Source organism: Arthrobacter sp. MYb23, from assembly GCF_002979775.1.
Taxonomy (GTDB): Bacteria; Actinomycetota; Actinomycetes; order Actinomycetales; family Micrococcaceae; genus Arthrobacter.
Genome location: NZ_PCPR01000029.1, coordinates 36,679 through 58,746, shown reverse-complemented (window position 1 = coordinate 58,746; position 22,068 = coordinate 36,679). Strand labels below are relative to the sequence as shown.

Genomic DNA, 22,068 nt, shown 5'->3' with positions numbered 1-22,068 from the left:
TACTGTGCCGGGCCCGGATCAAGAACAAATCCTGCATACCCGCAACACTTCCTCAGGAAAACCTCAAGACTCCCGCACGCGAATTCGAGCAGTTTCGGAGAAGCCGCAGACCCGCGGGCCACCTACCGTTAGGGGTATCAGTTCACAGACCAAGGGGAGCGAACACCATGACGGATACAGGCAAGCCGGGCACGAAGGAAAAGTCCTACGACGGCTTCACGGAGGAAGAGCGCGCCGCCATGAAGGAGCGCGCGCAGGAACTCAAGAAGGCCCCTCGCAAGAAGGCGTCCAAAGCGGACGGCGAGGCTGATGTCATGGCGAAGATCGCTGAGATGCCCGAGCCGGACAAGCTCATAGCCGAGCGACTCCACGCGATCGTCAAGGAGCACGCACCGGAGCTCAGTCCCAAAACCTGGTACGGCATGCCGGCCTATGCCAGGGACGGGAAGAACATCGTTTTCTTCCAGAGCTCCCATAAGTTCAAGGCTCGTTACGCCACGCTCGGCTTTGAAGAGAACGCGAAGCTGGACGATGGCGCAATGTGGCCCACGTCCTTCGCCGTCAAGGAAATCACCCCAGAGGTGGAAGAGCGGATCGTAGGACTCATTAAGAAGGCACTGGGCTAGAGGAGCGCTGTTCTTAAGGGATCAACTACGTCGGCTGACTGTTGGCGGGCGGGAGATCCGGATTCATGGGCTCCAGATTCGGATCTTCGGCCGTCCACACTTGCACGATGGCCCAGGTGACGGCCGCGATGGGTACGGCCAGGACGGCGCCGATGATTCCGGCGAGGATGGTGCCTGCCGTCAAGGCCATCAGGATGACCAACGCGTGGAGCTCCAGGGACTTGCCCATGACGATTGGCTGAAGCAGATCACCTTCGAGTTGGTTGACGGCGATCACTACGATCACCACGATCAACGCAACGATGGGGCCGTTGGCGACGAGCGCCACCAAGGCGGCCAGGATTCCGGCGACGGTGGCACCCACCAAGGGGATGAAAGCGCCAATGAACACGATGATGGCCAAAGGGATGGCCAACGGAACCTGCATGATGAGCAGGGCCGCGCCGATGGCCACCGTATCCACCAATGCGACAATCGCCGTTCCCCGGACGTAGCCGCCAAGGACCTCCATGGTCCTCTTGCCAACACGGCGAAGCTTGGCTTCCCGCACGCCTTTGAAGGGCCGCAGGAAAAACTCCCAGATTTTGGCGCCGTCCTTGAGGAAGAAGAACAGGATGATGACCACCAGGCTGGCGCCGGCCAGGAATTCAGTGACCACGGACAACCCGGTCACTGCTCCGGAACGTACCTGGCTGCTCTGTGCGAACTCCACCACGGCTTCGCGCGCTTGGTTCAGTTGCTCCCGATCAAGTGGGATGGGTCCGGTCAGCAGGAAGTTCTCGAGTTCGTCCAGGCCACCTGCGGCCTGACTGATCAACTCGTCCCACTGGCTCCGCACTGACAACACGATGATTGTGATCACTCCGCCGAGCACTATCAACAAGCCCAGGAATGCGACGCCGGTGGCCAGACCCCCGCGCCATCCGCGGCGTCGGAGCATATTCACAAAGGGGCCGATGGCCGCGGCCAGAATCAATGCGATGAGGACAGGGATGACAAGCAGCCGGATCTGAAGCAGCCCGAAAACAGCCACCACCGTCAAGGTCAGGATGAGCAGTATCTGGCTTGCCCTGACAGCCGTCCGGCCCAGTGAGTCCTTCCACAGTTCGGGCCTGGGTGGCTTGCGTTCGGAAACGCGGGCTGTTTCCTCGGATGCCGTCATGGTGAGCTCCTGTTCATTCGCATCGGTCAACCGATGAGACCAAACATAAGCCTACTGACTATTTCCTCCGCGTGGCGACGTCCGCCGAGGAGCGGGCCAGCTAGTGAGTCGGATCGGGGTGCGGCGGAACAGGCCCGGGATCAGGAGCCGGCGATGGGCCGGGGCTTGGATTCGGATCCGGAATGGGGCTCGGCGGAAACGGCGTGGTGGGATCCGGGGGTGGTGGCACAGGCCCGGGATCGGGAGGAAATGGCTCGGGCTCGCGGGTTGGAGGCAGTGTCACGATCTCTCCTTTGCGTACTTAGGGTATTGCTCCGGCAGATAACTGCAGCCTACTCCCGGTTTCACTCGGCCACAGGGCTGCCCCTCGCACCTTACGGACAGAAATGGACCGCAATGCTGGCTACCGTGGGAAACAAGGACGCTGGGAAACGAGGACACTGAGAGAGGCGTGGACATGCGAATTGCAGTGGCAGCACCAACCGGCCATGTAGGCCGTCATCTTGTGCCGATGCTGATCCGGGCCGGAGTGAAGCCGCTGGTGCTGCTCCGCGACCCTGACCGTCTGGCTCCGGATATCCGCTCCGAAGTAGATGTGGCAAAGGTTGACCTGCTCGACTCCGACGCCGTGGTCCGGGCCGTATCCGGCGTCGATGCCCTTTATTGGGTTGACCCGCCTCCGGCTGGCGGTAACCCTCTGGCTGAGTACAAATTGGCCGCCGCCAGTGTGGCGCGAGCAGTCAATGAGGGCGGCGTGAGCAGGGTGGTTTTCCAGAGCAGCGTCGGGGCTGAGAAGCGGCACGGTGTGGGCGAAATCGATGGGCTGGCCGCTACCGAAGTTGCCCTGAACGCGACGGATGCCAGTGTGATCCATCTGCGCTGTGGCTATTTCTTCACCAATCTTGAGTACCAGCTGGACGCGATTCGAGCAGGAGTGATTCAGGTTCTCCTTCCCGTCAATCAGTCCATGCCCTGGGTCGCGCCCCGGGATATTGCCGAGGTGGCAACCGGACGCTTGCTGTCGGAGGAGTGGCGGGGGCATCACGTTCAGGCCGTTCACGGACCGGCTGATCTCTCGTGGCTGCAGGTGGTCGGGATCATTTCCAAGGTGGTGGGGAAGCCCCTCGACGTGGAACGGATTGCCGAAGAAGCCATGCGCGGCACCTTGGCTGGCTTCGGGATGAGTGCTGAGCAGGTTGACTCATTGGTGGGCATGTCCACGGGGTTCCTCGGCGGTTTTACGCCTGAGCAACAGAGATCAGTCCACAGCACAACGCCCACCACTTTGGCGGAGTGGGCCTGTGCCGAACTGAGGCCGTTGCTCCAATGAGTCCTTTTTAGGTCATATGACCTAGAATCTTTCATATGAACGATCTCCTCGAACTCGATACCGCCGGTCCTGTACTCATCGTCGGCGGCTACGGCACCGTCGGCACAGCCCTCACACACCTGGCTGCCACTGAATGGCCCCTGCTGCTGACGGGCAGGAACCCCGAGCGCGGCAGCCACCTGATGGGCGGCAGGGTGGCAGGTCAAGGTGTGGCAGTCCAGAAATGGGACCTCAACCAGACTGAGCCCTTCGCCGCCAAGGTCAGAGCAGTCATCAGCACCGTCAACGACCCCCACGACAGGGTGCTTCGCGCCGCCGTCGGCTCCGGCATTCCGTACGTTGACGTCACCCGTTGGACCAGCCGCGTCACCAGGGCCATCACCTTGGCCACCCTCCTGAAGCCGACAGCTCCCGTGCTGCTGAGTTCCGGATGGATGGGCGGTGTGACCAACATTGTCGCGGCCTTCCTGGCCCAGGAAGTGGGCGGCGCTGAACAGGTGGACGTCGCCATCCGCTATGACACCAGCGATCAAGCCGGCGTGGATTCCGTCGACTTCATTGACAGGCTGGGAGTGGACTTCGAAGTACGTAAAGGCGGTAAGGCCGCCGTCGTCCGCCCCCTCACTGACACGCGAATGGTGGATATTGCCGGGCACCGCACCAAGGTTGCCCGGCTCGATACGCCCGAACAGTTCACGTTGCCGCTGACTCTGGGAGCTGGCACGGTAGCCACGCGGATCGGGTTCAGTTCCAATACCTCCACGACGGCGTTGCTCGCCGCGCGCACGGCCGGCCTGTTCCGCTGGGGTAGCGGGGAACGGTGGGCGCCGCTGCGGCGGTCACTTTTGTACTCGCCCGGATCGGGTGGAATCGCGCATGTCCGCGTTGACGTGAAGGGGCCGCTCGGGGCAACAACGGCTGTCATTTCTGATCCGCAAGGACAGGCGCACCTCACCGCCTTGGGTGGCCTGCTGGGACTGCACAACGTCCTCGAAGCAGCAGCTGAGCCGGGCGTCGCCTTTCCCGAATCCACCCCGGCGCTGGGCTCAGCAGTCGCGAAACTCGAATCACACGGTGTGACAATATTGAGGTCATGACCGAAAGCAAGGGCGCCCTGAGGAAGGCGGCGCTCCTTGACGCTGCTGAAGCAGTACTGGTCACCAAGGGCAACGCAAACGCCGCGATGCGGGATTTTGCCGCGGCCGCCGGCGTACGAATCGGCCACCTGCAGCACTACTTTCCAACCCGCGCCGACCTCATCCGCGCTGTCCTCGAAAGGACGCTGGACCGCTCACTGCAACGGCTAACGGAAGTTGCAGGACTCGATCTCGAACCCGAGGCGGCGGGCAGCCTGACCCGGGACGATTCCCGCCGACTTCTCACCGCACTGCTCCAGGAGCACTCGGACCTCGAGGACGTGAAAATGCACCTTGAGATCTGGGCCCTGGCGTCCTCGGACGAGCAGGCGGCCTCTGCCCTGCGATCCTTCTATGCACAGTACGCAGCCCATGTGCAGGGTGTGGTTCGGCGGGGGAGGAGCGACCTCCATGACTCGGCCGCAGCTGGCATCGCGGCTGCGATCGTGAGCCTCTTCGAGGGCGCTGCTGTGACACGCTCGGATATCGCCGGCCTGCGAACAGAGCCCGGAGACGAAGCCATCATCCGCACGGCCCAGTGGTTAATCCACGGACAGGAACCATCTCAGTGACTCAGCTTGTTCCTGCTCCAGCCCAGTTCCGCTGGCAGCAGCTCGAATTCGGTGTCTTCATCCACTTCGGCATCAACACCTTTGCCGGCAAGGAGTGGAGCGATGGCACCCTTCCGGCGTCGAGTTTTAACCCGACAGAACTCGACGCCGGCAGCTGGGTCCGCGCGGCCAAGGAGGCCGGTGCCCGGTACTTGATCCTGACGGCCAAGCACCACGACGGTTTCTGTCTCTGGCCGACGGACACCACAGACTACTCCGTCGCGTCGTCGCCGTGGCGGGGCGGTAAGGGAGACGTTGTCAGGGACGTTGCCGAAGCCTGCAAGGAGCAGGGGATGGGCCTTGGGCTCTACCTGTCACCGTGGGATCGCAACGCTGACTGCTACAGCGATCCCGCAGCTTACGACGACTTCTATGTCCGGCAACTCACGGAGCTCTGCACTGGATACGGGCCCCTGATGGAGTTGTGGTTCGATGGCGCGGGCTCGGTGGGCCGCGAGTACAACTGGGACCGGATCATCGCTGTTGTTAAGGAACATCAACCCGATGCCATGATCTTCAACATGGGTCAGCCCACCATTCGCTGGGTGGGTAACGAGAATGGACTGGCCTCGGACCCCGTCAACTATGTGGTGGACCGCACGTCCGACACCCAGTACACCGATTCCAGCTCCGGGCTGCCCGCCGAACACTACTTGCCGCCGGAGTGCGACGTCTCCATTCGTCGCGGGTGGTTCTGGCACCCGGATGACGAACCAAAATCCGTGGAACATCTGCTTGCCATCTACTACCAATCGGTGGGAATGGGCGCGAATCTCCTCTTGAACCTGCCGCCAGACACCCGCGGGCTGATTCCTGACGAGGACGTCCAGGTCCTCACCTCGTGGAAAGCGGAGGTGGATCGTCGCCTCTCCGGGGCAGTTGAGGCGTCTGTGGAACACTACGACGGCGGAGCGACCCTGAGCTTCCCGGCTGCAGTCACGTTCAACCATCTGGAGCTGGTGGAGGACCTCAGCTCGGGGCAGCGAATTGCCCGCCATGTGGTGATGACCGAAGGCGAGAACATTGTTAAGGGTATGACCGTGGGCAGCCGGCGCATCCACCAACTGCCCGTCACCACGGCAACAGAGTTGGACGTGACGATGGCGGGCGGCGGCCGCCTGGTTTCGGCGCGGGTTTATACCGGTGCTCTCGACGCCGTCGTTCCAATAATCCCCGACGGATATGAAGCCCCCACGGACGCGCCGGAGTAGTTCTTCTGCACCGTCCTTGGCCCGAGCCTAAATTGTCGGTGCCTGCTGACATGGTTAGTTCATGGAGCGGATTCGGGAAAGTCGAGCGGGGGCAGTGGCACCTGATGCCCTTGTTCGTGCGCGACTGACAAGTCCCTTCAGCCTGACAAATCCTGTTCAGCCCGGCACGGCTCTAGCGGGCATTGTCCCGGCGGCCACGGTCAGTGGCGATTTGATCGAGCAGTTGCGGGTGTTGGAGGGGATGAAGTCCGCTATCACGGCTTTGCAGGCGCGGGTTGCTGTGGCTTTTGATCTAGCCCAGCGTGCCGAGCAGGCTGAGGCCGGTGTTCCTGCGTCCGAGCGTGGTCAGGGGGTGGGTGCTCAGGTGGCGTTGGCGAGGCGGGAGTCCCCGAACCGTGGCTCGAGGTTGCTGGGTTTTGCCAAAGCTCTTGTTACGGAGATGCCACACACGTTGGCTGCGTTGAACTCGGGGCAGCTCAATGAGTGGCGGGCCACTCTCCTCGTGAGAGAGACAGCTTGTCTGAGTGCTGAGGACCGGGCTGCTGTGGACGAGGAGCTTGCCCCGGATGCCGGGACCTTTGAGGGGAAGGGCGATCGGGCGATCGTTGCGGCGGCGAAGGCTGCTGCGTACCGTCGGGATCCGCGGTCGGTAGCGGGTCGCGCGAGCCGTGCCGCTGCGGAGCGGACCGTGAGCCTGCGTCCTGCGCCGGACACGATGACGTACCTGACCGCGCTCCTTCCCGTGGCCCAGGGGGTGGCGGTTTATGCGGCCTTGAGCCGGGCCGCTGATTCGGCCCGTTCCAGCGGCGATGTGGGATCCAGTGGTGGCTCGGGGTATGGCGGAACTGCGAGGTCTGTCGAGGTTGTCCCGACCCGTGGCCAGGTCATGGCTGACACGCTCGTTGAACGCGTCACCGGTACTCCGGGCGGGTTTTCGGGGATCAACCTGGACCTCGTCATGACCGACCGCACTCTCTTCCAAGGCGACAGTGAGCCAGCGCGGCTTCAGGGGTACGGAATCGTCCCGGCCGACTGGGGACGGGAGCTCCTCGCTGTGGGGCCGGCCGGAAGCTCAAGCCCGCCGGCCAGCTCCGGACGGTCAGCGGGCGCAACGCAGGAAGCCCAGACAACACAGGCGGCCCAGTCAGCGGGGGCGGCCACAGCAACACGGGACCCGGAGTTCGATGTTTGGCTTCGCAGGCTCTACACGGCGCCAGCTACGGGAGAGCTCCTTGCTATGGATTCCAAGGCCCGGTTCTTCACTGGCCGGTTGCGGCGTTTCATTGAGATCCGGGACGATACCTGCCGTACGCCCTACTGCGACGCGCCTATTCGACACATTGACCATGTGGTTCCGTGGCGCTCCGGCGGAAAAACCAGCCTCGCGAACAGTGCCGGGCTCTGCGAAGCCTGCAACCACACCAAGGAAAACCCCGGTTGGAGCACCACATCCCTGCCCGGCGACACCAACGCTGTGCACACCTTGGAAATCAGCACCCCCACCGTGCACACGTACAAATCCAAGGCTCCACCCCTGCCAGGGCATCAGCCCTTCAGAACGTAGACGTCCGCCAGAGACACCCCAGCGCTTCCACCGACCTCACACGCGCACGGTCAAACAAGCTTGGGAAAAAGTTTTGAAAAAAGTTTGTACCCCGCGTAACCCTTTGGGGTGCCGTGACGATTACGTCTTTGAAAGGGCCGAGCTGGAATTTGTCCCCCATCATGTTCCAGCTCGGCTCTTCCTTGTCTCGGGGAGATTGGTCTCGTAGCAGTTTGTCCCGGGGAGTTTGTCTCGGGGAGTGGTCTCGAGGGTGTTTGCTAGGCCAGCGGGTCCTCCTTTGGAAGGCCGGGCAGAGCAGTTACCCTTGGTGGGGTCGTCCGTTGGTGACATGGCGGATGTCCAGGTCCAGGCAACGGACCTGCCGCCGATCGAAAGCCTCATTCCTGTGACCGACGCATTGACCGATGAAGCGCTACATGCACTCAAGGGCAATAACGCGGAACTGTTCGGCGCCGTCTACCAGGCGTATGCCGGCCAGGTTCTCGGTTATCTGACGGCTAAGGGTGTATCAGATCCGGAAGCAGTCACGCAGGACGTGTTCCTTGCCGTCCTGCCCCGGCTGGATGACATCAGCGGCGGGGTCCATGGCCTCCGAACCTTCATTTTCTCGGTGGCTCATGCCCGCATGGTGGATGAGCATCGGAAGCAAAGCAGGTCGCCGGAACAGCACGAGTTTGAGCCGGACCGGGATACCCGGGAAGTGAGTTCCGCAGAGACGGAAGCTATGGGACTCCTGGCGCCCAAGGAGGTCATGAGACTCCTGGACTACCTCGGCGACGAGCAGCGGGAGGTCTTGACCCTTCGCATCGTGGCTGGCCTGACCGTTGAGCAGGTTGCCGACATCATGGGGAAATCCGCCGGGGCAGTGAAACAGCTGCAGCGGCGGGCACTTATTACACTCCGTGAGCATTCGGCTGTAAAGGAATACGTGGCGCCATGACATCCAGAGATAGCGAACGCGAAGCGATGGTGGACGGGCTACTGCTCGACGCCGACGCCGCCGACTCGTCTGACGTCCGGCTTGCTCTCCTCTCCATGGGGTCCTTCGCCAACCTTGCGGCCCCAACTCCGGGTCCGGAGCTTTCCGCCATGCTGGCTGGCCCGCATGATGAAGTCAGCAAACGCCGTTGGAGGCACAAACACCGCACCGCCGTAATAGGCGTTGCCGTGGTGGCAGCCATGGGCTTGGGCGTCAGTGGAGTTGCTGCCTCAAGCTCCGGGTTCACCCGGAACCCGTCCTTCATAGATGAACTTTTGGGCAACGTCCGGCCGCAGCCTGCAGCCGCCGCGCCCGTACTGCCAATTCCCGACGCCCCGCGCGTCATCACAGAACCCGCCCCGGTGGTGGATCCAGCTGCGATTCCGACCATCCCGGCCGCTGGTTCCATACCGGTGCCGGGCAGTGTTGCACCTGCCGAAACTCCCGCACAGGCACAGGCACAGGCACAGGTACAGGCGCAGGCACCCGCGCAGCCGCCGGCACAGGCAAAAGTACAGTCACCGCCGCAGGCACCTGTCGTGGTTCAAGCGCCTGCCGCTGCCCCGGAACAGCCGTCCTCAGGCACCGCCCCACAGCCCAATACTCCGCCGAATCCAGCCTTGAGCCCGCAGGCAAAGCCCGGCTCGGGCAAGGAGGGGAAGCAGCAAGCCGCCAGGCCCGATGCTTCGCTGCAGGGTGCCGGTAAACCAGCAAAGACTTTGCCCGGGGCGGATGGAGCCAAACCAGGACACCTGCCTCCCGGACTCGGCAACGAGCGGGCTGAAGAGCAGTTCAAGGACGCCGCGAATAAGTGGAAGCAGTGGCTTAAACGTTAGGCAAGCACCTGCCGCTTGGAAGAGATCACCCCGGTGTCGAAGCCGGCCAGGTGGAGCCCGCCATGGAAGCGGGCGTGCTCTATCTTCACACAGCGGTCCATCACCACGTTCAGGCCCGCCGTCTCGGCATCGCGTGCAACGTCCTCATGCCACGAACCAAGCTGCAGCCACAAGGTCTTGGCCCCTGCGGCGACGGCTTCATCCAGCACTCCGGGGAGGTCGTCGTGCTTGCGGAACACGTCCACGATGTCAGGCGACTCGGGCAGATCCGCCAGTGACGCGTAGGTCGGCTGGCCCAGGATTTCCTTGACCACGGGGTTCACGAAGTACACCTTGTAGCGTGTTGACGACTGCAGGTAAGTGGCCACGAAGTAGCTGGCCCGGGACGGTTTGTCCGAGGCCCCCACAATGGCGATGGACTTGGCCTGGCGCAGGAGTGACAGGCGCTCGGGCGCGGAAGGGCCTTCCCAAGAACGTTCTGCGGTGCTCATGCTTTCGCTCCTACAGTCTGGGTGCCAACAGTGCAGGCTTCCACGGGTTCTTCAACAACCGCGGAATCAGCCGACTGTGCTTCGGTCAGTGCCTGATCGAGGTCCCAAAGGATGTCCTCCAAGTCCTCCAGGCCCACGGAAATGCGGACCAGGTCCTCGGGGACACCGGCGGACTCGAGCTGTTCGGCGCTGAGCTGCTGGTGCGTTGTGGACCCGGGATGGATGACCAGCGTGCGCGAATCGCCAACGTTGGCCAGGTGCGAGGCCAACTGCAAGGATTCGATGAACTTCTGTCCTGCCGCGCGTCCGCCGGCCACACCGAACGAGAAAACAGAACCCGGGCCCTTGGGCAGGTACTTTTGTGCTCGTTCGAAGTGCGGGTGCGAGGGCAGGCCGGAGTAGTTCACGTAGGCCACGCGGGGATCGGCGTCGAGCCATTCGGCCACAGCTTGTGCGTTCTTCAGGTGCTCGTCCAGGCGCTGGGGGAGTGTTTCAACGCCCTGCAGCAGCTGGAAGGCGGACAGCGGTGAGAGCGCCGGTCCGATGTCGCGCAGATGCTCGCAGCGCAGCTTGGTGAGGAAGCCGTACTCCCCGAAGTTGCCCCACCAGGAGACATTTCCGTAGGAGGGCACGGGTTCGGTCATCATGGGGAACTTGCCGTTGCCCCAGTTGAATCGACCGCTTTCCACGATCACGCCGCCCAAGGTGGTGCCATGTCCGCCCAGGAACTTCGTGGCTGAATGGATCACGATGTCGGCGCCATGCTCGAACGGCCGCACGAGGTAAGGCGTGCTCAAGGTGGCGTCAACCACCAGGGGGATACCGGCGTCGTGCGCTACCTTGGCCAGCCCCGCGAGGTCCTGGACTTCCGACGACGGGTTGGCCACCACCTCGACGAAGAGCGCCTTGGTGTTCTCCTGAATGGCTGCGGCGTAATCGGCAGGATCCGTTCCGGGCACGAACGTGGTGTCCACGCCGAAGCGGCGAAGGGACACGTCCAGCTGCGTGACCGTGCCGCCGTAGAGCTGCGATGCCGCCACGATATGGTCGCCGGACTGGGTCAGCGCGGCGAAAGTAATGAACTCGGCAGCCATGCCCGACGACGTTGCTACCGCCCCGATGCCACCCTCAAGGGATGCGATGCGTTCTTCGAAAGCGGCCACCGTGGGGTTGCCGATGCGCGAGTAGATGTTGCCGTACTTCTGCAGCGCAAAGAGGTTCGCGGCATCGTTGGTGTCTTTGAAAACGAAGGACGTGGTTTGGTAGATCGGCACCGCCCGGGCGCCGTGCTCGGCGTCGGGAGTGCCTCCGGCATGCAGGGCGCGGGTGCGGAAACCGAAAGTGCGGTCAGCCATTAGACGGCCACCGATTCGGCGACGGGGGTGTTGGAGAGATCCAGCTCAGTGCCGTTCTTGCGGGCAAGGTCAGCCTCGAGTTCGCGGACGATCGGCAGGATGTCCTGGCCGAACGCGGCGACTTCTTCCTGGAAGTGCAGGTAACCGGTGAGGAACAGGTTCACGCCGATCTTCTTGTACTCCACCATCCTCTCGGCAATCTGCTCCGGGGTGCCGATCAGCTGGGTCTTGAAACCGTCGTTGTACTGGACCAGGTCCTCGAAGGAGGAATCAGCCCACATGCCCTTGCCGTCCTTGGTGGACGGGCCGGCTTCCTGCACGGCGTCCCGGAACCCCTGGACGGCGGGCTTGTGTGCCTTCTCCACGATCTCGCGGAGGGTATCGCGGGCTTCCTTCTCCGAATCGCGGGCAATGACGAAGCCGTTGAGGCCGAACTTCGGCAAGGACAGTGCGCCCTCGGTGCCGCGCTTTGTCTCACCGGATGCCGCCACCACACCGGCGATGTTTTCCTTGAAGCCCTCTAGGTCCTTGCCGTTGGAGAAGTACCAATCGGCGACGCGACCGGCGGTGGCCTGTGCCGCCGTCGAGTTTCCACCGAAGAAGACCTCCGGGTGGGCGCGGCCGGGAACTTCAACGGGTGCTGGGTTGAGGGTGAAGTCGGTGATGTTGTAGTACTTGCCGCCCTGGCTGTAGCCCTGCTCGGTCCACAGGCCGCGGAGGACCTTGATGAATTCCTCGGTGCGGACGTAGCGTTCGTCGTGCTCCAGCCATTCGAGGCCGAAGTTGGTGAACTCGCTCTTGAGCCAGCCGGAGACGATGTTGACTGCAGCGCGACCGTTGGAGATGTGGTCGGCCGTGATGATGAATTTTGCCAGCACGCCGGGGTGCCACATGCCCGGGTGGACGGCGGCGATGACTTTGAGGCGCTCGGTCGCAGCCAGCAAAGCGAGGCTGAACGACGTCGCCTCGTGCTGCTTGTCCGCGCCATAGGAAGCGGCGTAGCGGGTCTGGGTGAGGGCGTACTCGAAGCCGGAGTTTTCTGCGATCTGCGCCAGCTTCTTGTTGTAGTCGAAGTCCCAACCGGTTCGCTGCTCGATGGTGGACACCACCAAACCACCGGAAACGTTGGGAACCCAATAGGCAAACTTGAGCGGTTCGGAGAGCCGTGCGACGTTGCTGATCTCAGTCATGAATTTTCCTTTACTAGGGCCCGCTCGCGCAGGACGTCCTGGATGCCGGCAATTGCCGGTTCGTTCTGGAGTGAGGTGGTATCGCCCAGGGCGGACCCCTCAAAGAGTTGGGTCAGCAGCCGGCGCATGATCTTGCCACTGCGGGTCTTGGGTACGTCAGCCACCACGACGACGTCGCGCGGCTTGGCGATGGGGCCGATCTCCTTGGCCACGTGGTTGCGCAGCGTGTTGGCGACGTGGGCTGCTGACTCGCTGGATGCGTCACCCGAGGCGTCGCCTCGAAGGACCACAAACGCGACGACGGCGTGGCCTGTGGTGGGATCGGCCACCGGACAGACCCCGGCCTCCACCACATCCGGATGTGAAACCAAAGCGGACTCAATCTCGATGGTGGACAGCAAATGGCCGGAGACATTCAGGGTGTCGTCCACGCGCCCAAGGATCCAAATGTCGCCGTCGGCATCGTATTTCGCACCGTCGCCGGCAAGGAACCAACCCTGCTCGGCGTACTGGCTCCAATAGGAATCGAAGTAGCGGCGCGGGTTGCCCCAAACCGTCCTGGCAATGGCGGGGCCAGGACGGTCCACCACGATGAAGCCCTGGACGCCGGGCGCTGAAAGAGCTCCGGTCTCATCCACTACCCTCGTGCTCACACCGGGAAGTGGCCGCGCGGCGCAGCCCGGCTTGAACTCCGTATCCGTGGGGGCGGGCGACATGATGGTGGCGCCTGTTTCGGACTGCCACCACGTGTCCACCACGGGAGCAGTGCCGCCGCCGATGTTGTCGCGGAGCCAGCGCCAGGCCTCGGGATTCACGGCCTCGCCTACTGTGCCCAGAAGCCGGATGGACGAGAAATCGTAGCTGTCCGGGACGCCGTCCGGGAACCAGCTCATGAGGGAGCGGACCAGCGTGGGCGCCGTGTAGTACTGGGTGACCTTGTAGCGTTCGATGATCTCGAAATGCCGGCCGGGATGCGGGGTGTTGGGCGTGCCCTCGAAGATCACCTGGGTGACGCCGTTGGAGAGCGGTCCGTAAATCTCGTAGGTGTGGGCGGTTACCCATGCCAGGTCAGCGGTGCACCAGTGCACATCGCTGTCCCGCAGCTCAGGGTCCGGGTTGCTGAACAGGTACTCGAAACTCCACGACGCCTGCGTGAGGTAGCCGCCCGAGGTATGGACCAGGCCTTTGGGCTTCCCCGTGGTCCCGGAGGTGTACATGATGAACAGGGGAGTCTCGGCGTCAAATGCCTTGGGCTCGTGGACGTCGGAGGCGGTGTGCACGACGTCGTGCCACCACACATCGCGGCCTTCCTGCATGGTGACGGTGTGAAGGTCCTCGGCGGGAGTGGTCCGGTTGATGACCAGTACGCGCTCGATGGCGTTGTCTCCGGAGACCGCGGCATCGGCATTCGCCTTGACCGGCACAGCCACCCCGCGGCGGTACTGACCGTCCGTGGTCACCAGGAGTTTCGCTTGCGTGTCCTCCACGCGGAAACGCAGCGCTTCCGCGGAGAAACCGCCGAAGACCAAAGAATGGATGGCTCCGATGCGGGCTACCGCCAGGGTAATGATGACGGTCTCGGGAATCACCGGAAGGTAGATGACCACGCGGTCACCCTTGTTGATGCCAAGTTCCAGGAGCGCGTTCGCGGCCTTGGATACCTCGCTCTGCAACTCCGCGTAGGTGATGGCACGCCGGTCACCCGGTTCGCCTTCGAAGTACAGGGCTACCTTGTCACCCCGGCCGGCAAGCACGTGACGGTCCACGCAGTTGTACGCGACGTTGAGTTTGCCGCCGTCGAACCACTTAATGTCAGGGCCCTGGGCCGCTTCCACGTCCGTGGGTGTCCAGCTGTAGGCGGTGTGCCAGGGCGCAGCCCAGTGCAGGCGGCGGGCTTGCTCTTCCCAAAAGCCAACGGCCGAGCCACTCTCATCAAAACCACTGCCATCAAAACCACTGCCATCAAAACCACTGCCATCAAAACCGCGTTGACGCGCCCGCTCGCCCAAGACAGCGCCGTGCACTGCGCCGTCCGTGGGCTCAGTCGAGGACCATCCCGAAGAGCCGTTAAGGGAGCCGGGCGCGTCAAGCAGCCCTTCTTCAGAGGCCGTCGCGTCCGAAGTGGTGTGTGAAATTTTGGGTACGGCTGACGTCATGGGAAATCTCCATGCCTGGAGTCGGCGCTGTGCGGACAAAGGGATGGTCGCCCTCTGTATCGCTGGGATGGTCGTTCTCCACTAAAGCCGATCGTTCATTTTGCTCATAATCAGGCGGTCGCCAGGCGTAATATTCACCGTTCCAGCCGCTGAGGCAGTTAAAGATGCAGAATATTCGGCAAAGTTGCTGCGAGGGGGCCGGGAGTAAGCTGGGGGCATGATGCATGTCAACGATCCGGCCGTCGTGGAGCGGTTGATGCGAACAAAGGGCACTTGGGCGATAGTGGGCCTCAGCACCAATCAATGGCGCTCCGCCTATGACGTCTCGCTCTACGTCCGGGACAAGATGGGCATGGAGATCATCCCCGTCAACCTCAAGGGCGAGGATGTGCACGGAGAAAAGGGCTACAAATCCCTGGCGGAGATCCCCGAGGCCAGGCACCCCATCGATGTTGTGGACTGCTTCGTCAACTCCCAACGCGTGGGGGCGGTGATCGACCAGGCGATTGCGATCGGAGCCAAGGCCGTGTGGCTGCAGCTGGGCGTGTTCGATGACGAGGCCACGCAGCGTGCGCAGGACGCTGGACTAGAGGTCGTGGTGAACTCCTGCCCGGCACGCGAGGGCTGGCATTACGGCTTGTAATTCGCAGGACGCTTTCCTCTGCTAGATTTCACCTGAATCATTTCTTGAGTCTTGGGGGACAGCCATGTTCGGCGGCCGATCTGCGATGCCATTTTCCGTTCCCAGCAGACGGGCCATGCTGGGTGTCATGGGCGCTTCCGTGGTGGCTGGCCTGACGGCATGCGGTGCCGCTGAAACGTCGACGCCGGCGCAGACGCCCAGTGGCGCTGCCGCCTCGCCCGAGGTGCCGGGCCCGAATGGCGCGCTGGCCGTCGGCGGCGAGGTTCCGACGTCGTCCGCTTCTCCAACACCCACCGCCACCAAGCGCATCCGGCGTACCTTCATCCCGGACTATCAACTGCCGCCGATTGTCGGAGGGCTGGCACCGGTGATTACCAAGATCGAGACCAAGCACCCAGTGGTATTCCTGACCATTGATGACGGCAACATCAAAACGCCGGAGTCCGTCAAGCTCATGGCTGAGTACGACTATCCCGCGTCACTCTTCCTCACCAGGGACACCGTGGCGGACAACCCGGCGTTCTTCAATGCGTTCAAAGCCCAGGGCAGCCTGATCGAGAACCACACTGTCACGCACAACATCAACATGGTGCGGCAGTGGGGTTACCAGCAGCAGGTGAACGACATGGTGGGAATGCAGGAGTACGCGTTCCAGCACTACGGACGCCGTCCCACCCTTTTCCGACCCCCGGGAGGCGCATACTCCAACGTGATGCGCCAAGCCGTTGCTGATGCAGGGATGAAGGCGATCGTGACGTGGGAGGCCAAGGCAAACGCCGGGAAGATGGACTACCAGGTGGGCAACTCCCTGCGTCCCGGCGATATTGTGCTCATGCACTTCCGGGCTGAGTTTGCAGCTGACCTGGCCGCCTTCCGCGCTGCCCAATTAGCTGCGGGACTTGAAGTCGTGTTGTTGGAGGACTTCCTGGGCGTCGCGTAGGGGTGGCCCCCAACAGCGTGGCCTCCAGCAGCGTGGCCCCCAGCAGCGTGGCCTCCGGCGTGGAGCGCCAGTAGGCTCTCCCCATGGACGTTCCCACTCTTCGCGAGATCTGCCTCAGCTTTCCCGGCGTGTTCGAAGACTTCCCGTTCGGCCCCGAGACCTCCGTGTTCAAGGTGCGGTCCGCCGTCGCTGGCGGGGCCCGGCATGAGGCCAAGATGTTCGCGTTGTCCTCCATGGATCCGGACAATTGGTCCGTGAGCCTGAAATGCGAGCCGGCATTGGCTGAACAACTCAGGGCAGCAAATCCGGAGATCACCGGCGCCTGGCATATGAACAAGACCCATTGGAACGGAGTCCGCCTGGACGGGGCCCTTTCCGATGACATGATCCGGGACATGGTGGAGGACTCCTATGACCTGGTGGTGGCCACGCTGAGCCGCAAGCAACAGGAGCAGCTCGGCTGGGCACGGCTCGCAAAACGGCAGGGCTCCTGACACGCCCGCAGACCCTCCCCACGGCGCTGACATGGGGCTAGATTGATACTGCATACCTAGAGACCTCAGCCACGCGCTGGTCAGGAGCGGTTTGATGCTGGATCAGAAGACGCCGGATCATCCATGGAACGTTCGCGACCCGGCAGCCTCCAAGGCCCTCGAATGTACCCGAATGGGCCGTGATGAGCGGAGCGAGCGGTGGATGATTGCTTTGCGCGTAGGTCCCCGCTCGTTTCCACAGGGTAAAAAGCGGCTCACCAAGGCCTGGGAGGGGTTCCGAATGGCCGAAAAATGCGCGGTACCACTGGGAACTGAGCGGCAAAGGTGTGTTGCCCGACATGCGATCACAGAGTGCGGAAAGGCCCTCGCAGGCGGCCCGTAGAAAGATCACACTTTGACAAATGTTGATCGAAAGTACCAAGAAAGATTGATTTTCGATCATTCCTGGTGAATTATGTCACAGAAGGTTGGTGCTGCCAGAGCGCCAACCCAGACTGTCTGACTGAACGGCTATCCCGCCGCAACAGTCCTGACACTACGAGTCACTGGAGGGTTTAGAAATGAACGTTCAGCACCAGTCCGTCGGCCGCCGTGGATTCCTGCGCGGAGCACTCGCAGCAGCCGTGCTCGTGCCCATGGGGGGAACCATCGCTTCCTGCGCCGCAGGCGGAGGCACCACCACCACCGGCCCCACAGGCACAGTATCGGACACCAACCCGTTCGGCATGGCTGACAAGGCCGCTCTCGACGCCGTGATCTTCAAGGGCGGTTACGGCATCGATTACGTCGAGTTCGCCGGCAAGATCTTCGAAAAGACGCATGAGGGCTCCACTGCAAAGATTTCTCCGTCCACGGACATTGCGCAGGAACTTCAGCCGCGCTTCGTCGGTGGCAACCCGCCGGACCTGATCGATAACTCCGGCGCGAAGGCCATCGGCTTCAGCACCATCCTTGCCCAGCTTGAAGACCTCACCAGCGTTGTAGAGGCCAAGAACCTTGAGGGCAAGGTCATCAAGGACACCCTGTACACCGGCGTACTGGCTCCAGGTACCTTCGATGGCAAGCTTGCTGCCTTGAACTACGTGCTGACCGTCTTCGCCGTGTGGTATTCGGACTCCCTGCTCAAGGAAAACGGCTGGACCGTTCCCAAGACCTGGGATGAAATGTACGCCTTGGGCGAGCAGGCAAAAGCCAAGGGCAAGTACCTCTTCGTCTGGGGCAAGGAAGCAGCCACCTACTACCAGGAACTGGCCATCGCCTCCGCCATCAAGGAAGGTGGCGACGAAGTCCGCATCGGCTTGGAGAACCTCACAGCAGATTGCTGGTCCCACCCGGCCATCCAATCCGTCTTCGCTGCACTGGATAAGATCGTCAAGGCCGGCTTCTTCAAGCCGGGTGGTTCCGGCACCCAGTTCACCGCAGCCCAGGCTCAGTGGAGCAACGCTCAGGAAGCCGTGTTCTACCCGTCCGGGTCCTGGATTGAGAACGAAATGAAGGACCAAACCAAAGCCGGCTTCAACATGATGGGTGCCCCGGCCCCGTCAGTCAGCGCCAGCCCCAAGATGCCGCAGACCGCACTTCACAGTGCTGCCGGCGAGCCCTTCATTGTTCCGTCACAGGGCAAGAACGCAGCCGGCGGCAAGGAACTGCTGCGCATCATGCTGTCCAAGGAATCTGCAACCAATTTCGCCAAGACCAAGCTCGCGCCCACCATCGTCAAGGACACAGTCCCGGCCGACGGTTTCGGTTCCACGGCCCTGGTTTCGCAAACGAAGATGCTCAGCGATGCCGGCGAGGACATCTACACCTGGAACTTCATTGACCTCTACGGAACCAACAAGGACCAGCTGGTTGTCTGGAACACCTTCCTGGACGGCAAGTCCGACGTAGCAACCCTCACCTCCGCACTGCAGAACATCTCGGACAAGGTCCGCAACGACAGCTCGGTCAAGAAGATCGAAGTGAAGTGACCTCAGTGAAAACTCAGCAGAGCCGGAACGACGACGGCCTGGCCGCCGTCGTTCCGGCGAAAGCCCCACCGCAAGTTATAAGGCGGCGGCGTAAGCCATTGACATGGGACAAGGTCAGTTTCTTTGCGGTGTTCCTCGGGCTGCCGTTGGCGATCTACCTATTGTTCGTGATTTGGCCCTTTATCCAGGCCTTCGGATATTCGCTGACGGACTGGTCCGGTTTCTCTCCCAACCAGAACTTCATCGGCCTCGAAAACTACGTGAAGATCTTTACCGACGACATCTTCATGAAGGCCATGGGGAACAACATCCTCCTGGTCATCTTCCTCCCCATCATCACCATCATCCTGAGCCTGGTGCTTGCCTCGCTGGTGACCGTAGGCGGGAGCAGCAAAGGCCAGATCAAGGGCTTGCGCAACTCCAGCTTCTACCGCGTGGTGTCGTTCTTCCCGTACACCATCCCCGCGGTGGCTATCGGTATCATGTGGGGTCAGATTTACGATCCCTCCGGTGGTCTGCTCAACGGCATCCTGACCGGCCTTGGTCTGGACCAGTTCAAGGACTTCGCCTGGCTGGGTGACAAGAACACCGCCATGATCGCCACCATGTTCGTCATTGTGTGGGGCTTCGTTGGCTTCTACATGGTTCTCTTCGTTGCCGGCATCAAGGGCATTCCCGCCGAGCTCTTCGAGGCTGCCAGGATTGATGGCGCAGGTCGCTTCCGCACCGCGGTGTCCATCACCATTCCACTGATCCGCGACAACATCCAGACCGCCTACATCTACATGGGGATTCTGGCGTTGGATGCGTTCGTTTACATGGCGGCACTGAACTCCGGTGGTGGTCCGGACAACTCCACGCTGGTCATGGCGCAACAGTTGTTCTTCACCGCATTCAGCAAGGGACAGTTCGGCCTCGCCAGTGCCATGGGCGTTGTGCTGGCCATTGCCACGCTGATCTTCTCCGGATTGGTGTTCCTGGTTAACCGGCTCACCGGCGGCGACAAGGATGTGAGCCTGTAATGACAACCAAAGTCTCAACCCCGGAAATGAAGTCACTGCACTTCCAGCCGCGGACCCCGGCAACCACGCCGGGTGACAAAGTGGTGGGAGCGGTGTCCCACACCGCGCTGACCATCTGGACGCTCATCGTCATCCTTCCGCTCCTGTGGACCTTCATGTCCTCCTTCAAGACGTCCAGCGAGATCTTCGCTTCGCCGTTCGCCTTGCCAGGCGAGTGGAAGCTGGACAACTACGTCAAGGCCTGGAGTGAAGCCGGAATCGGCAGCGCCTTCCTCAACTCGATCATCGTTGTGGCCGCAGCCCTGGTGATCGTGATGGTCCTCGGTGCCATGTGCGCCTACGTTCTGGCCCGGTACACCTTCCCGGGAAGCAGGGCCATCTACTACCTGATGCTGGCCGGCCTGACATTCCCGATCTTCCTCGCCATGGTGCCGTTGTTCTTCGTCCTGAAGAACATGGGGCTCTTGAACACCCTGCCGGGACTCATCCTGGTGTACGTGGGCTTCGCGCTCCCGTTCACGGTGTTCTTCCTGTTCTCCTTCTTCAAGTCACTGCCGCACGAAATCACTGAAGCAGCGGCCCTCGACGGAGCAGGGGAGTGGCGGACGTTCTTCCAGGTCATGTTGCCGATGGCCAAGCCGGGCCTCGCGTCGGTTGCCATCTTCAACTTCCTGGGCCTGTGGAACCAGTTCCTGATCCCGGTGTCCATCAACGCCGCCGGTCCGCGCGTCCTTTCCCAGGAACTCGCGGCCTTTGCCGGCCAGATGGGCTACGCCGTGGACTACGGCGCGCTGTTCGCAGCCGTCAGCGTCACGGTCATTCCGGTGCTCATTGTCTACGTGATCTTCCAGCGTCAGCTGCAGGGCTCCGTCTCGCAAGGCACCTCTAAGTAGTACAACCACGCTAAAACAGCGTTCGACGGCGGTCGTCACCTGAGGGTGGCGGCCGCCGTCGGGTTTTAAGTCTGAAAGACTGGGACAGATTCTCTAGTGCAACGAAAGGCAGCTGCCCGTGATCTTTATTGTGGTCAAGTTCAACGTCAAGCCCGATTGGTCCGAGCGCTGGCTGGATCTGGTGGCCGACTTCACCAAGGCGACCCGCGAAGAGCCCGGCAACCTGTGGTTCGACTGGTCCCGCAGCGTGGACAACCCCAACGAGTTCGTCCTGGTAGAAGCCTTCCAGGACGATGCTGCTGAGGCCCACGTCAACAGCGAGCACTTCAAGAAAGCCATGGCAGACATGCCTCAGGCGCTAGTGGAGACCCCGCACATCATCAGCCGCCAGTTCGAAGGCAGCGGCTGGGACCGCATGGGTGAGCTGACAATCGCGTAGCGGCTGTACCGCATCCACCCACTTTGGAAGCAAACCGCCCCCGACACGCCTTCAAAGAGGCGTGTCGGGGGCGGTTGTGATTCAAAGAAGGTCGTGGTGGCACAGGCCCCCGACCGTACTACTCAGAACATCCAGGGGATTTCTGCGTGACCGAAGTCGGAGAACGAGCCGAAACGGCCTGCCTTGAACGCGAGCACCTCGCCGTCCCGGTCCCGGCAGGTGGTGACCTGGCCGAAGAAGACCTGGTGATCGCCGACGTCGTACTGCTGCACAACGGTGCAGTCCGCCTGTGCGAGGGCGCCCTTGATGACCGGCAGTCCACTGTCGGTGATGTCGAAGTCGCCGTCGCCGAAGCGGTCCCCGCCACGGACGGCGAACCGCCGGGCCACTGATTCCTGTTTCGCGCCCAGGATGGATACCGCAAACTTGCCGCTCTCCATCAGTGCCTCTCCGGTCCGGGTACCGAAGTTCAGCGAAATCATGAGGATGGGCGGTTCCAGGCTGATGGAGGTCAGCGAGCTGATGGTCATCCCGTACTGCTCATCCTGGTGCTGAGTGGTCACCACGGCCACGCCCGTGAGGAAGCGGCCCATGGCGCGGCGCATCCCCATGGCATCGGGGATGGTGAAGGCTGGTGCCAGGCTCATGTCAGTTGCTCCGCTCCGCTGGTGCCGGATTCGTGTAGTACCGGACTTCGAACATCCTGGCGCCGTTCTCGGAGACCCACGGGCCGTGCTCCATCCCCGGCGGTCGGGTTGCCCAGTCGCCGGCTTTGAAGGTTTTGCCGAGGCGCTGGTCCACGAACGAGCCCTCGAAAATGAACACCTCTTCCCAGAAGTCATGCGTCAGGACTCCGTTGGGGGAGGTGTCCGTGCCGGGCTCGAACTTGAGGATGCGAGTGACGCTGTCGTTGTCCGAATCCCGGGCAAGGATGGCCTCCGACAGACCCTCGATGTGCGGATTGCAGGGTGCGAAGTCCACCGAGGAAACGGGGGTGAACTCGAATTCGGGCTTTGCCAT

Annotated in this window: 22 protein-coding genes; 15 read left to right on the top strand and 7 right to left on the bottom strand. The window is 62.2% G+C overall.

Translation table 11 applies throughout. The features are described from left to right. The first annotated feature begins 167 nt into the window (after positions 1-167). Positions 168-626, top strand: a complete 459-nt coding sequence (locus CQ020_RS21360) for an iron chaperone (protein WP_105693890.1) — start codon at positions 168-170, stop codon at positions 624-626. Between the two features lie 25 nt (positions 627-651). Here the strand turns inward: CQ020_RS21360 and CQ020_RS21355 are convergent, their stop codons facing one another. Continuing rightward, positions 652-1,788: an AI-2E family transporter gene (locus CQ020_RS21355; protein ID WP_105693896.1), complete on the bottom strand. Its 1,137-nt coding sequence runs from the start codon at positions 1,786-1,788 to the stop codon at positions 652-654. A 457-nt stretch (positions 1,789-2,245) separates the two neighbouring features. Between CQ020_RS21355 and CQ020_RS21345 the strand changes: the two genes are divergently transcribed. From CQ020_RS21345 to CQ020_RS21315, 7 genes are all read left to right on the top strand, one after another. Beyond that, entirely contained in the window at positions 2,246-3,118 is an 873-nt protein-coding gene (locus tag CQ020_RS21345) for an NAD(P)H-binding protein (RefSeq protein WP_105693895.1), read from the top strand. Between the two features lie 35 nt (positions 3,119-3,153). Continuing rightward, positions 3,154-4,215, top strand: coding sequence for a saccharopine dehydrogenase (locus CQ020_RS21340; RefSeq protein WP_105693888.1), 1,062 nt, complete (start codon positions 3,154-3,156; stop codon positions 4,213-4,215). Continuing rightward, complete coding sequence (locus tag CQ020_RS21335; RefSeq protein WP_105693887.1) at positions 4,212-4,826, top strand: TetR/AcrR family transcriptional regulator; 615 nt, start codon at positions 4,212-4,214, stop codon at positions 4,824-4,826. Before CQ020_RS21340 ends, CQ020_RS21335 begins: the two co-directional genes overlap by 4 nt. Next, a complete protein-coding gene (locus CQ020_RS21330) occupies positions 4,823-6,076 on the top strand; it encodes an alpha-L-fucosidase (RefSeq protein ID WP_258142147.1) in 1,254 nt (417 codons plus the stop codon). The genes CQ020_RS21335 and CQ020_RS21330 overlap by 4 nt, the downstream gene beginning before the upstream one ends. A gap of 61 nt (positions 6,077-6,137) precedes the next feature. Beyond that, complete coding sequence (locus CQ020_RS21325; protein WP_105693885.1) at positions 6,138-7,640, top strand: HNH endonuclease signature motif containing protein; 1,503 nt, start codon at positions 6,138-6,140, stop codon at positions 7,638-7,640. A gap of 385 nt (positions 7,641-8,025) precedes the next feature. Then, positions 8,026-8,580 (top strand): RNA polymerase sigma factor, encoded by a 555-nt coding sequence (locus tag CQ020_RS21320; RefSeq protein ID WP_105693894.1) that lies wholly within the window; start codon positions 8,026-8,028, stop codon positions 8,578-8,580. Further along, a complete protein-coding gene (locus tag CQ020_RS21315) occupies positions 8,577-9,455 on the top strand; it encodes a hypothetical protein (RefSeq protein ID WP_105693884.1) in 879 nt (292 codons plus the stop codon). Before CQ020_RS21320 ends, CQ020_RS21315 begins: the two co-directional genes overlap by 4 nt. On the opposite strand, the gene CQ020_RS21310 is transcribed toward CQ020_RS21315, so the two are convergent. The 4 genes from CQ020_RS21310 to acs are packed head-to-tail and all read right to left on the bottom strand — an operon-like array spanning position 9,452 to position 14,647. Then, a complete protein-coding gene (locus tag CQ020_RS21310; RefSeq protein WP_105693883.1) occupies positions 9,452-9,946 on the bottom strand; it encodes a CoA-binding protein in 495 nt (164 codons plus the stop codon). The genes CQ020_RS21315 and CQ020_RS21310 overlap by 4 nt on opposite strands. Continuing rightward, a complete protein-coding gene (locus CQ020_RS21305) occupies positions 9,943-11,301 on the bottom strand; it encodes an O-acetylhomoserine aminocarboxypropyltransferase/cysteine synthase family protein (protein WP_024819410.1) in 1,359 nt (452 codons plus the stop codon). The genes CQ020_RS21310 and CQ020_RS21305 overlap by 4 nt, the downstream gene beginning before the upstream one ends. Next, complete coding sequence (gene sfnG / locus CQ020_RS21300; RefSeq protein ID WP_105693882.1) at positions 11,301-12,491, bottom strand: dimethylsulfone monooxygenase SfnG; 1,191 nt, start codon at positions 12,489-12,491, stop codon at positions 11,301-11,303. The genes CQ020_RS21305 and sfnG overlap by 1 nt, the downstream gene beginning before the upstream one ends. Continuing rightward, positions 12,488-14,647, bottom strand: coding sequence for an acetate--CoA ligase (acs, locus tag CQ020_RS21295; RefSeq protein WP_258142146.1), 2,160 nt, complete (start codon positions 14,645-14,647; stop codon positions 12,488-12,490). Before acs ends, sfnG begins: the two co-directional genes overlap by 4 nt. A gap of 217 nt (positions 14,648-14,864) precedes the next feature. Here acs and CQ020_RS21290 point away from each other — a divergent pair, with 217 nt between their 5' ends. From CQ020_RS21290 to CQ020_RS21260, 7 genes are all read left to right on the top strand, one after another. Then, positions 14,865-15,290: a CoA-binding protein gene (locus CQ020_RS21290; RefSeq protein ID WP_105693881.1), complete on the top strand. Its 426-nt coding sequence runs from the start codon at positions 14,865-14,867 to the stop codon at positions 15,288-15,290. A gap of 127 nt (positions 15,291-15,417) precedes the next feature. Then, complete coding sequence (locus tag CQ020_RS21285; RefSeq protein WP_258142145.1) at positions 15,418-16,230, top strand: polysaccharide deacetylase family protein; 813 nt, start codon at positions 15,418-15,420, stop codon at positions 16,228-16,230. Positions 16,231-16,313: 83 nt separating this feature from the next. Next, positions 16,314-16,724 carry an MmcQ/YjbR family DNA-binding protein gene (locus CQ020_RS21280; RefSeq protein ID WP_105568125.1) on the top strand — a complete coding sequence of 137 codons (411 nt, stop codon included), beginning with the start codon at positions 16,314-16,316 and terminating at the stop codon, positions 16,722-16,724. A gap of 560 nt (positions 16,725-17,284) precedes the next feature. Next, positions 17,285-18,694, top strand: coding sequence for an N-acetylglucosamine/diacetylchitobiose ABC transporter substrate-binding protein (ngcE, locus tag CQ020_RS21275; RefSeq protein WP_105693879.1), 1,410 nt, complete (start codon positions 17,285-17,287; stop codon positions 18,692-18,694). Positions 18,695-18,699: 5 nt separating this feature from the next. Next, positions 18,700-19,716, top strand: coding sequence for a carbohydrate ABC transporter permease (locus CQ020_RS21270; protein ID WP_105693892.1), 1,017 nt, complete (start codon positions 18,700-18,702; stop codon positions 19,714-19,716). Further along, positions 19,716-20,609 (top strand): carbohydrate ABC transporter permease, encoded by an 894-nt coding sequence (locus CQ020_RS21265; protein ID WP_105693878.1) that lies wholly within the window; start codon positions 19,716-19,718, stop codon positions 20,607-20,609. The genes CQ020_RS21270 and CQ020_RS21265 overlap by 1 nt, the downstream gene beginning before the upstream one ends. 118 nt (positions 20,610-20,727) lie before the next feature. Beyond that, on the top strand, positions 20,728-21,048 hold the full coding sequence (locus CQ020_RS21260) for a putative quinol monooxygenase (RefSeq protein WP_024819418.1): 321 nt from the start codon (positions 20,728-20,730) through the stop codon (positions 21,046-21,048). A gap of 122 nt (positions 21,049-21,170) precedes the next feature. Here CQ020_RS21260 and CQ020_RS21255 read toward each other — a convergent pair whose 3' ends face one another. Next, positions 21,171-21,695, bottom strand: a complete 525-nt coding sequence (locus tag CQ020_RS21255; RefSeq protein ID WP_105693877.1) for a flavin reductase family protein — start codon at positions 21,693-21,695, stop codon at positions 21,171-21,173. 1 nt (position 21,696) lies between these two features. Next, entirely contained in the window at positions 21,697-22,068 is a 372-nt protein-coding gene (locus tag CQ020_RS21250; RefSeq protein WP_105693876.1) for a cupin domain-containing protein, read from the bottom strand.

Bases quoted from the DNA above. Each gene is read 5' to 3' on its own strand.
- CQ020_RS21360 (WP_105693890.1), top strand. From the start codon at position 168: ATGACGGATACAGGCAAGCCGGGCACGAAGGAAAAGTCCTACGACGGC.
- CQ020_RS21355 (WP_105693896.1), bottom strand. From the start codon at position 1,788: ATGACGGCATCCGAGGAAACAGCCCGCGTTTCCGAACGCAAGCCACCC.
- CQ020_RS21345 (WP_105693895.1), top strand. From the start codon at position 2,246: ATGCGAATTGCAGTGGCAGCACCAACCGGCCATGTAGGCCGTCATCTT.
- CQ020_RS21340 (WP_105693888.1), top strand. From the start codon at position 3,154: ATGAACGATCTCCTCGAACTCGATACCGCCGGTCCTGTACTCATCGTC.
- CQ020_RS21335 (WP_105693887.1), top strand. From the start codon at position 4,212: ATGACCGAAAGCAAGGGCGCCCTGAGGAAGGCGGCGCTCCTTGACGCT.
- CQ020_RS21325 (WP_105693885.1), top strand. From the start codon at position 6,138: ATGGAGCGGATTCGGGAAAGTCGAGCGGGGGCAGTGGCACCTGATGCC.
- CQ020_RS21315 (WP_105693884.1), top strand. From the start codon at position 8,577: ATGACATCCAGAGATAGCGAACGCGAAGCGATGGTGGACGGGCTACTG.
- CQ020_RS21310 (WP_105693883.1), bottom strand. From the start codon at position 9,946: ATGAGCACCGCAGAACGTTCTTGGGAAGGCCCTTCCGCGCCCGAGCGC.
- CQ020_RS21305 (WP_024819410.1), bottom strand. From the start codon at position 11,301: ATGGCTGACCGCACTTTCGGTTTCCGCACCCGCGCCCTGCATGCCGGA.
- sfnG (WP_105693882.1), bottom strand. From the start codon at position 12,491: ATGACTGAGATCAGCAACGTCGCACGGCTCTCCGAACCGCTCAAGTTT.
- acs (WP_258142146.1), bottom strand. From the start codon at position 14,647: ATGACGTCAGCCGTACCCAAAATTTCACACACCACTTCGGACGCGACG.
- CQ020_RS21290 (WP_105693881.1), top strand. From the start codon at position 14,865: ATGATGCATGTCAACGATCCGGCCGTCGTGGAGCGGTTGATGCGAACA.
- CQ020_RS21285 (WP_258142145.1), top strand. From the start codon at position 15,418: ATGGGCGCTTCCGTGGTGGCTGGCCTGACGGCATGCGGTGCCGCTGAA.
- CQ020_RS21280 (WP_105568125.1), top strand. From the start codon at position 16,314: ATGGACGTTCCCACTCTTCGCGAGATCTGCCTCAGCTTTCCCGGCGTG.
- ngcE (WP_105693879.1), top strand. From the start codon at position 17,285: ATGAACGTTCAGCACCAGTCCGTCGGCCGCCGTGGATTCCTGCGCGGA.
- CQ020_RS21265 (WP_105693878.1), top strand. From the start codon at position 19,716: ATGACAACCAAAGTCTCAACCCCGGAAATGAAGTCACTGCACTTCCAG.
- CQ020_RS21255 (WP_105693877.1), bottom strand. From the start codon at position 21,695: ATGAGCCTGGCACCAGCCTTCACCATCCCCGATGCCATGGGGATGCGC.
- CQ020_RS21250 (WP_105693876.1), bottom strand. From the start codon at position 22,068: ATGGCAAAGCCCGAATTCGAGTTCACCCCCGTTTCCTCGGTGGACTTC.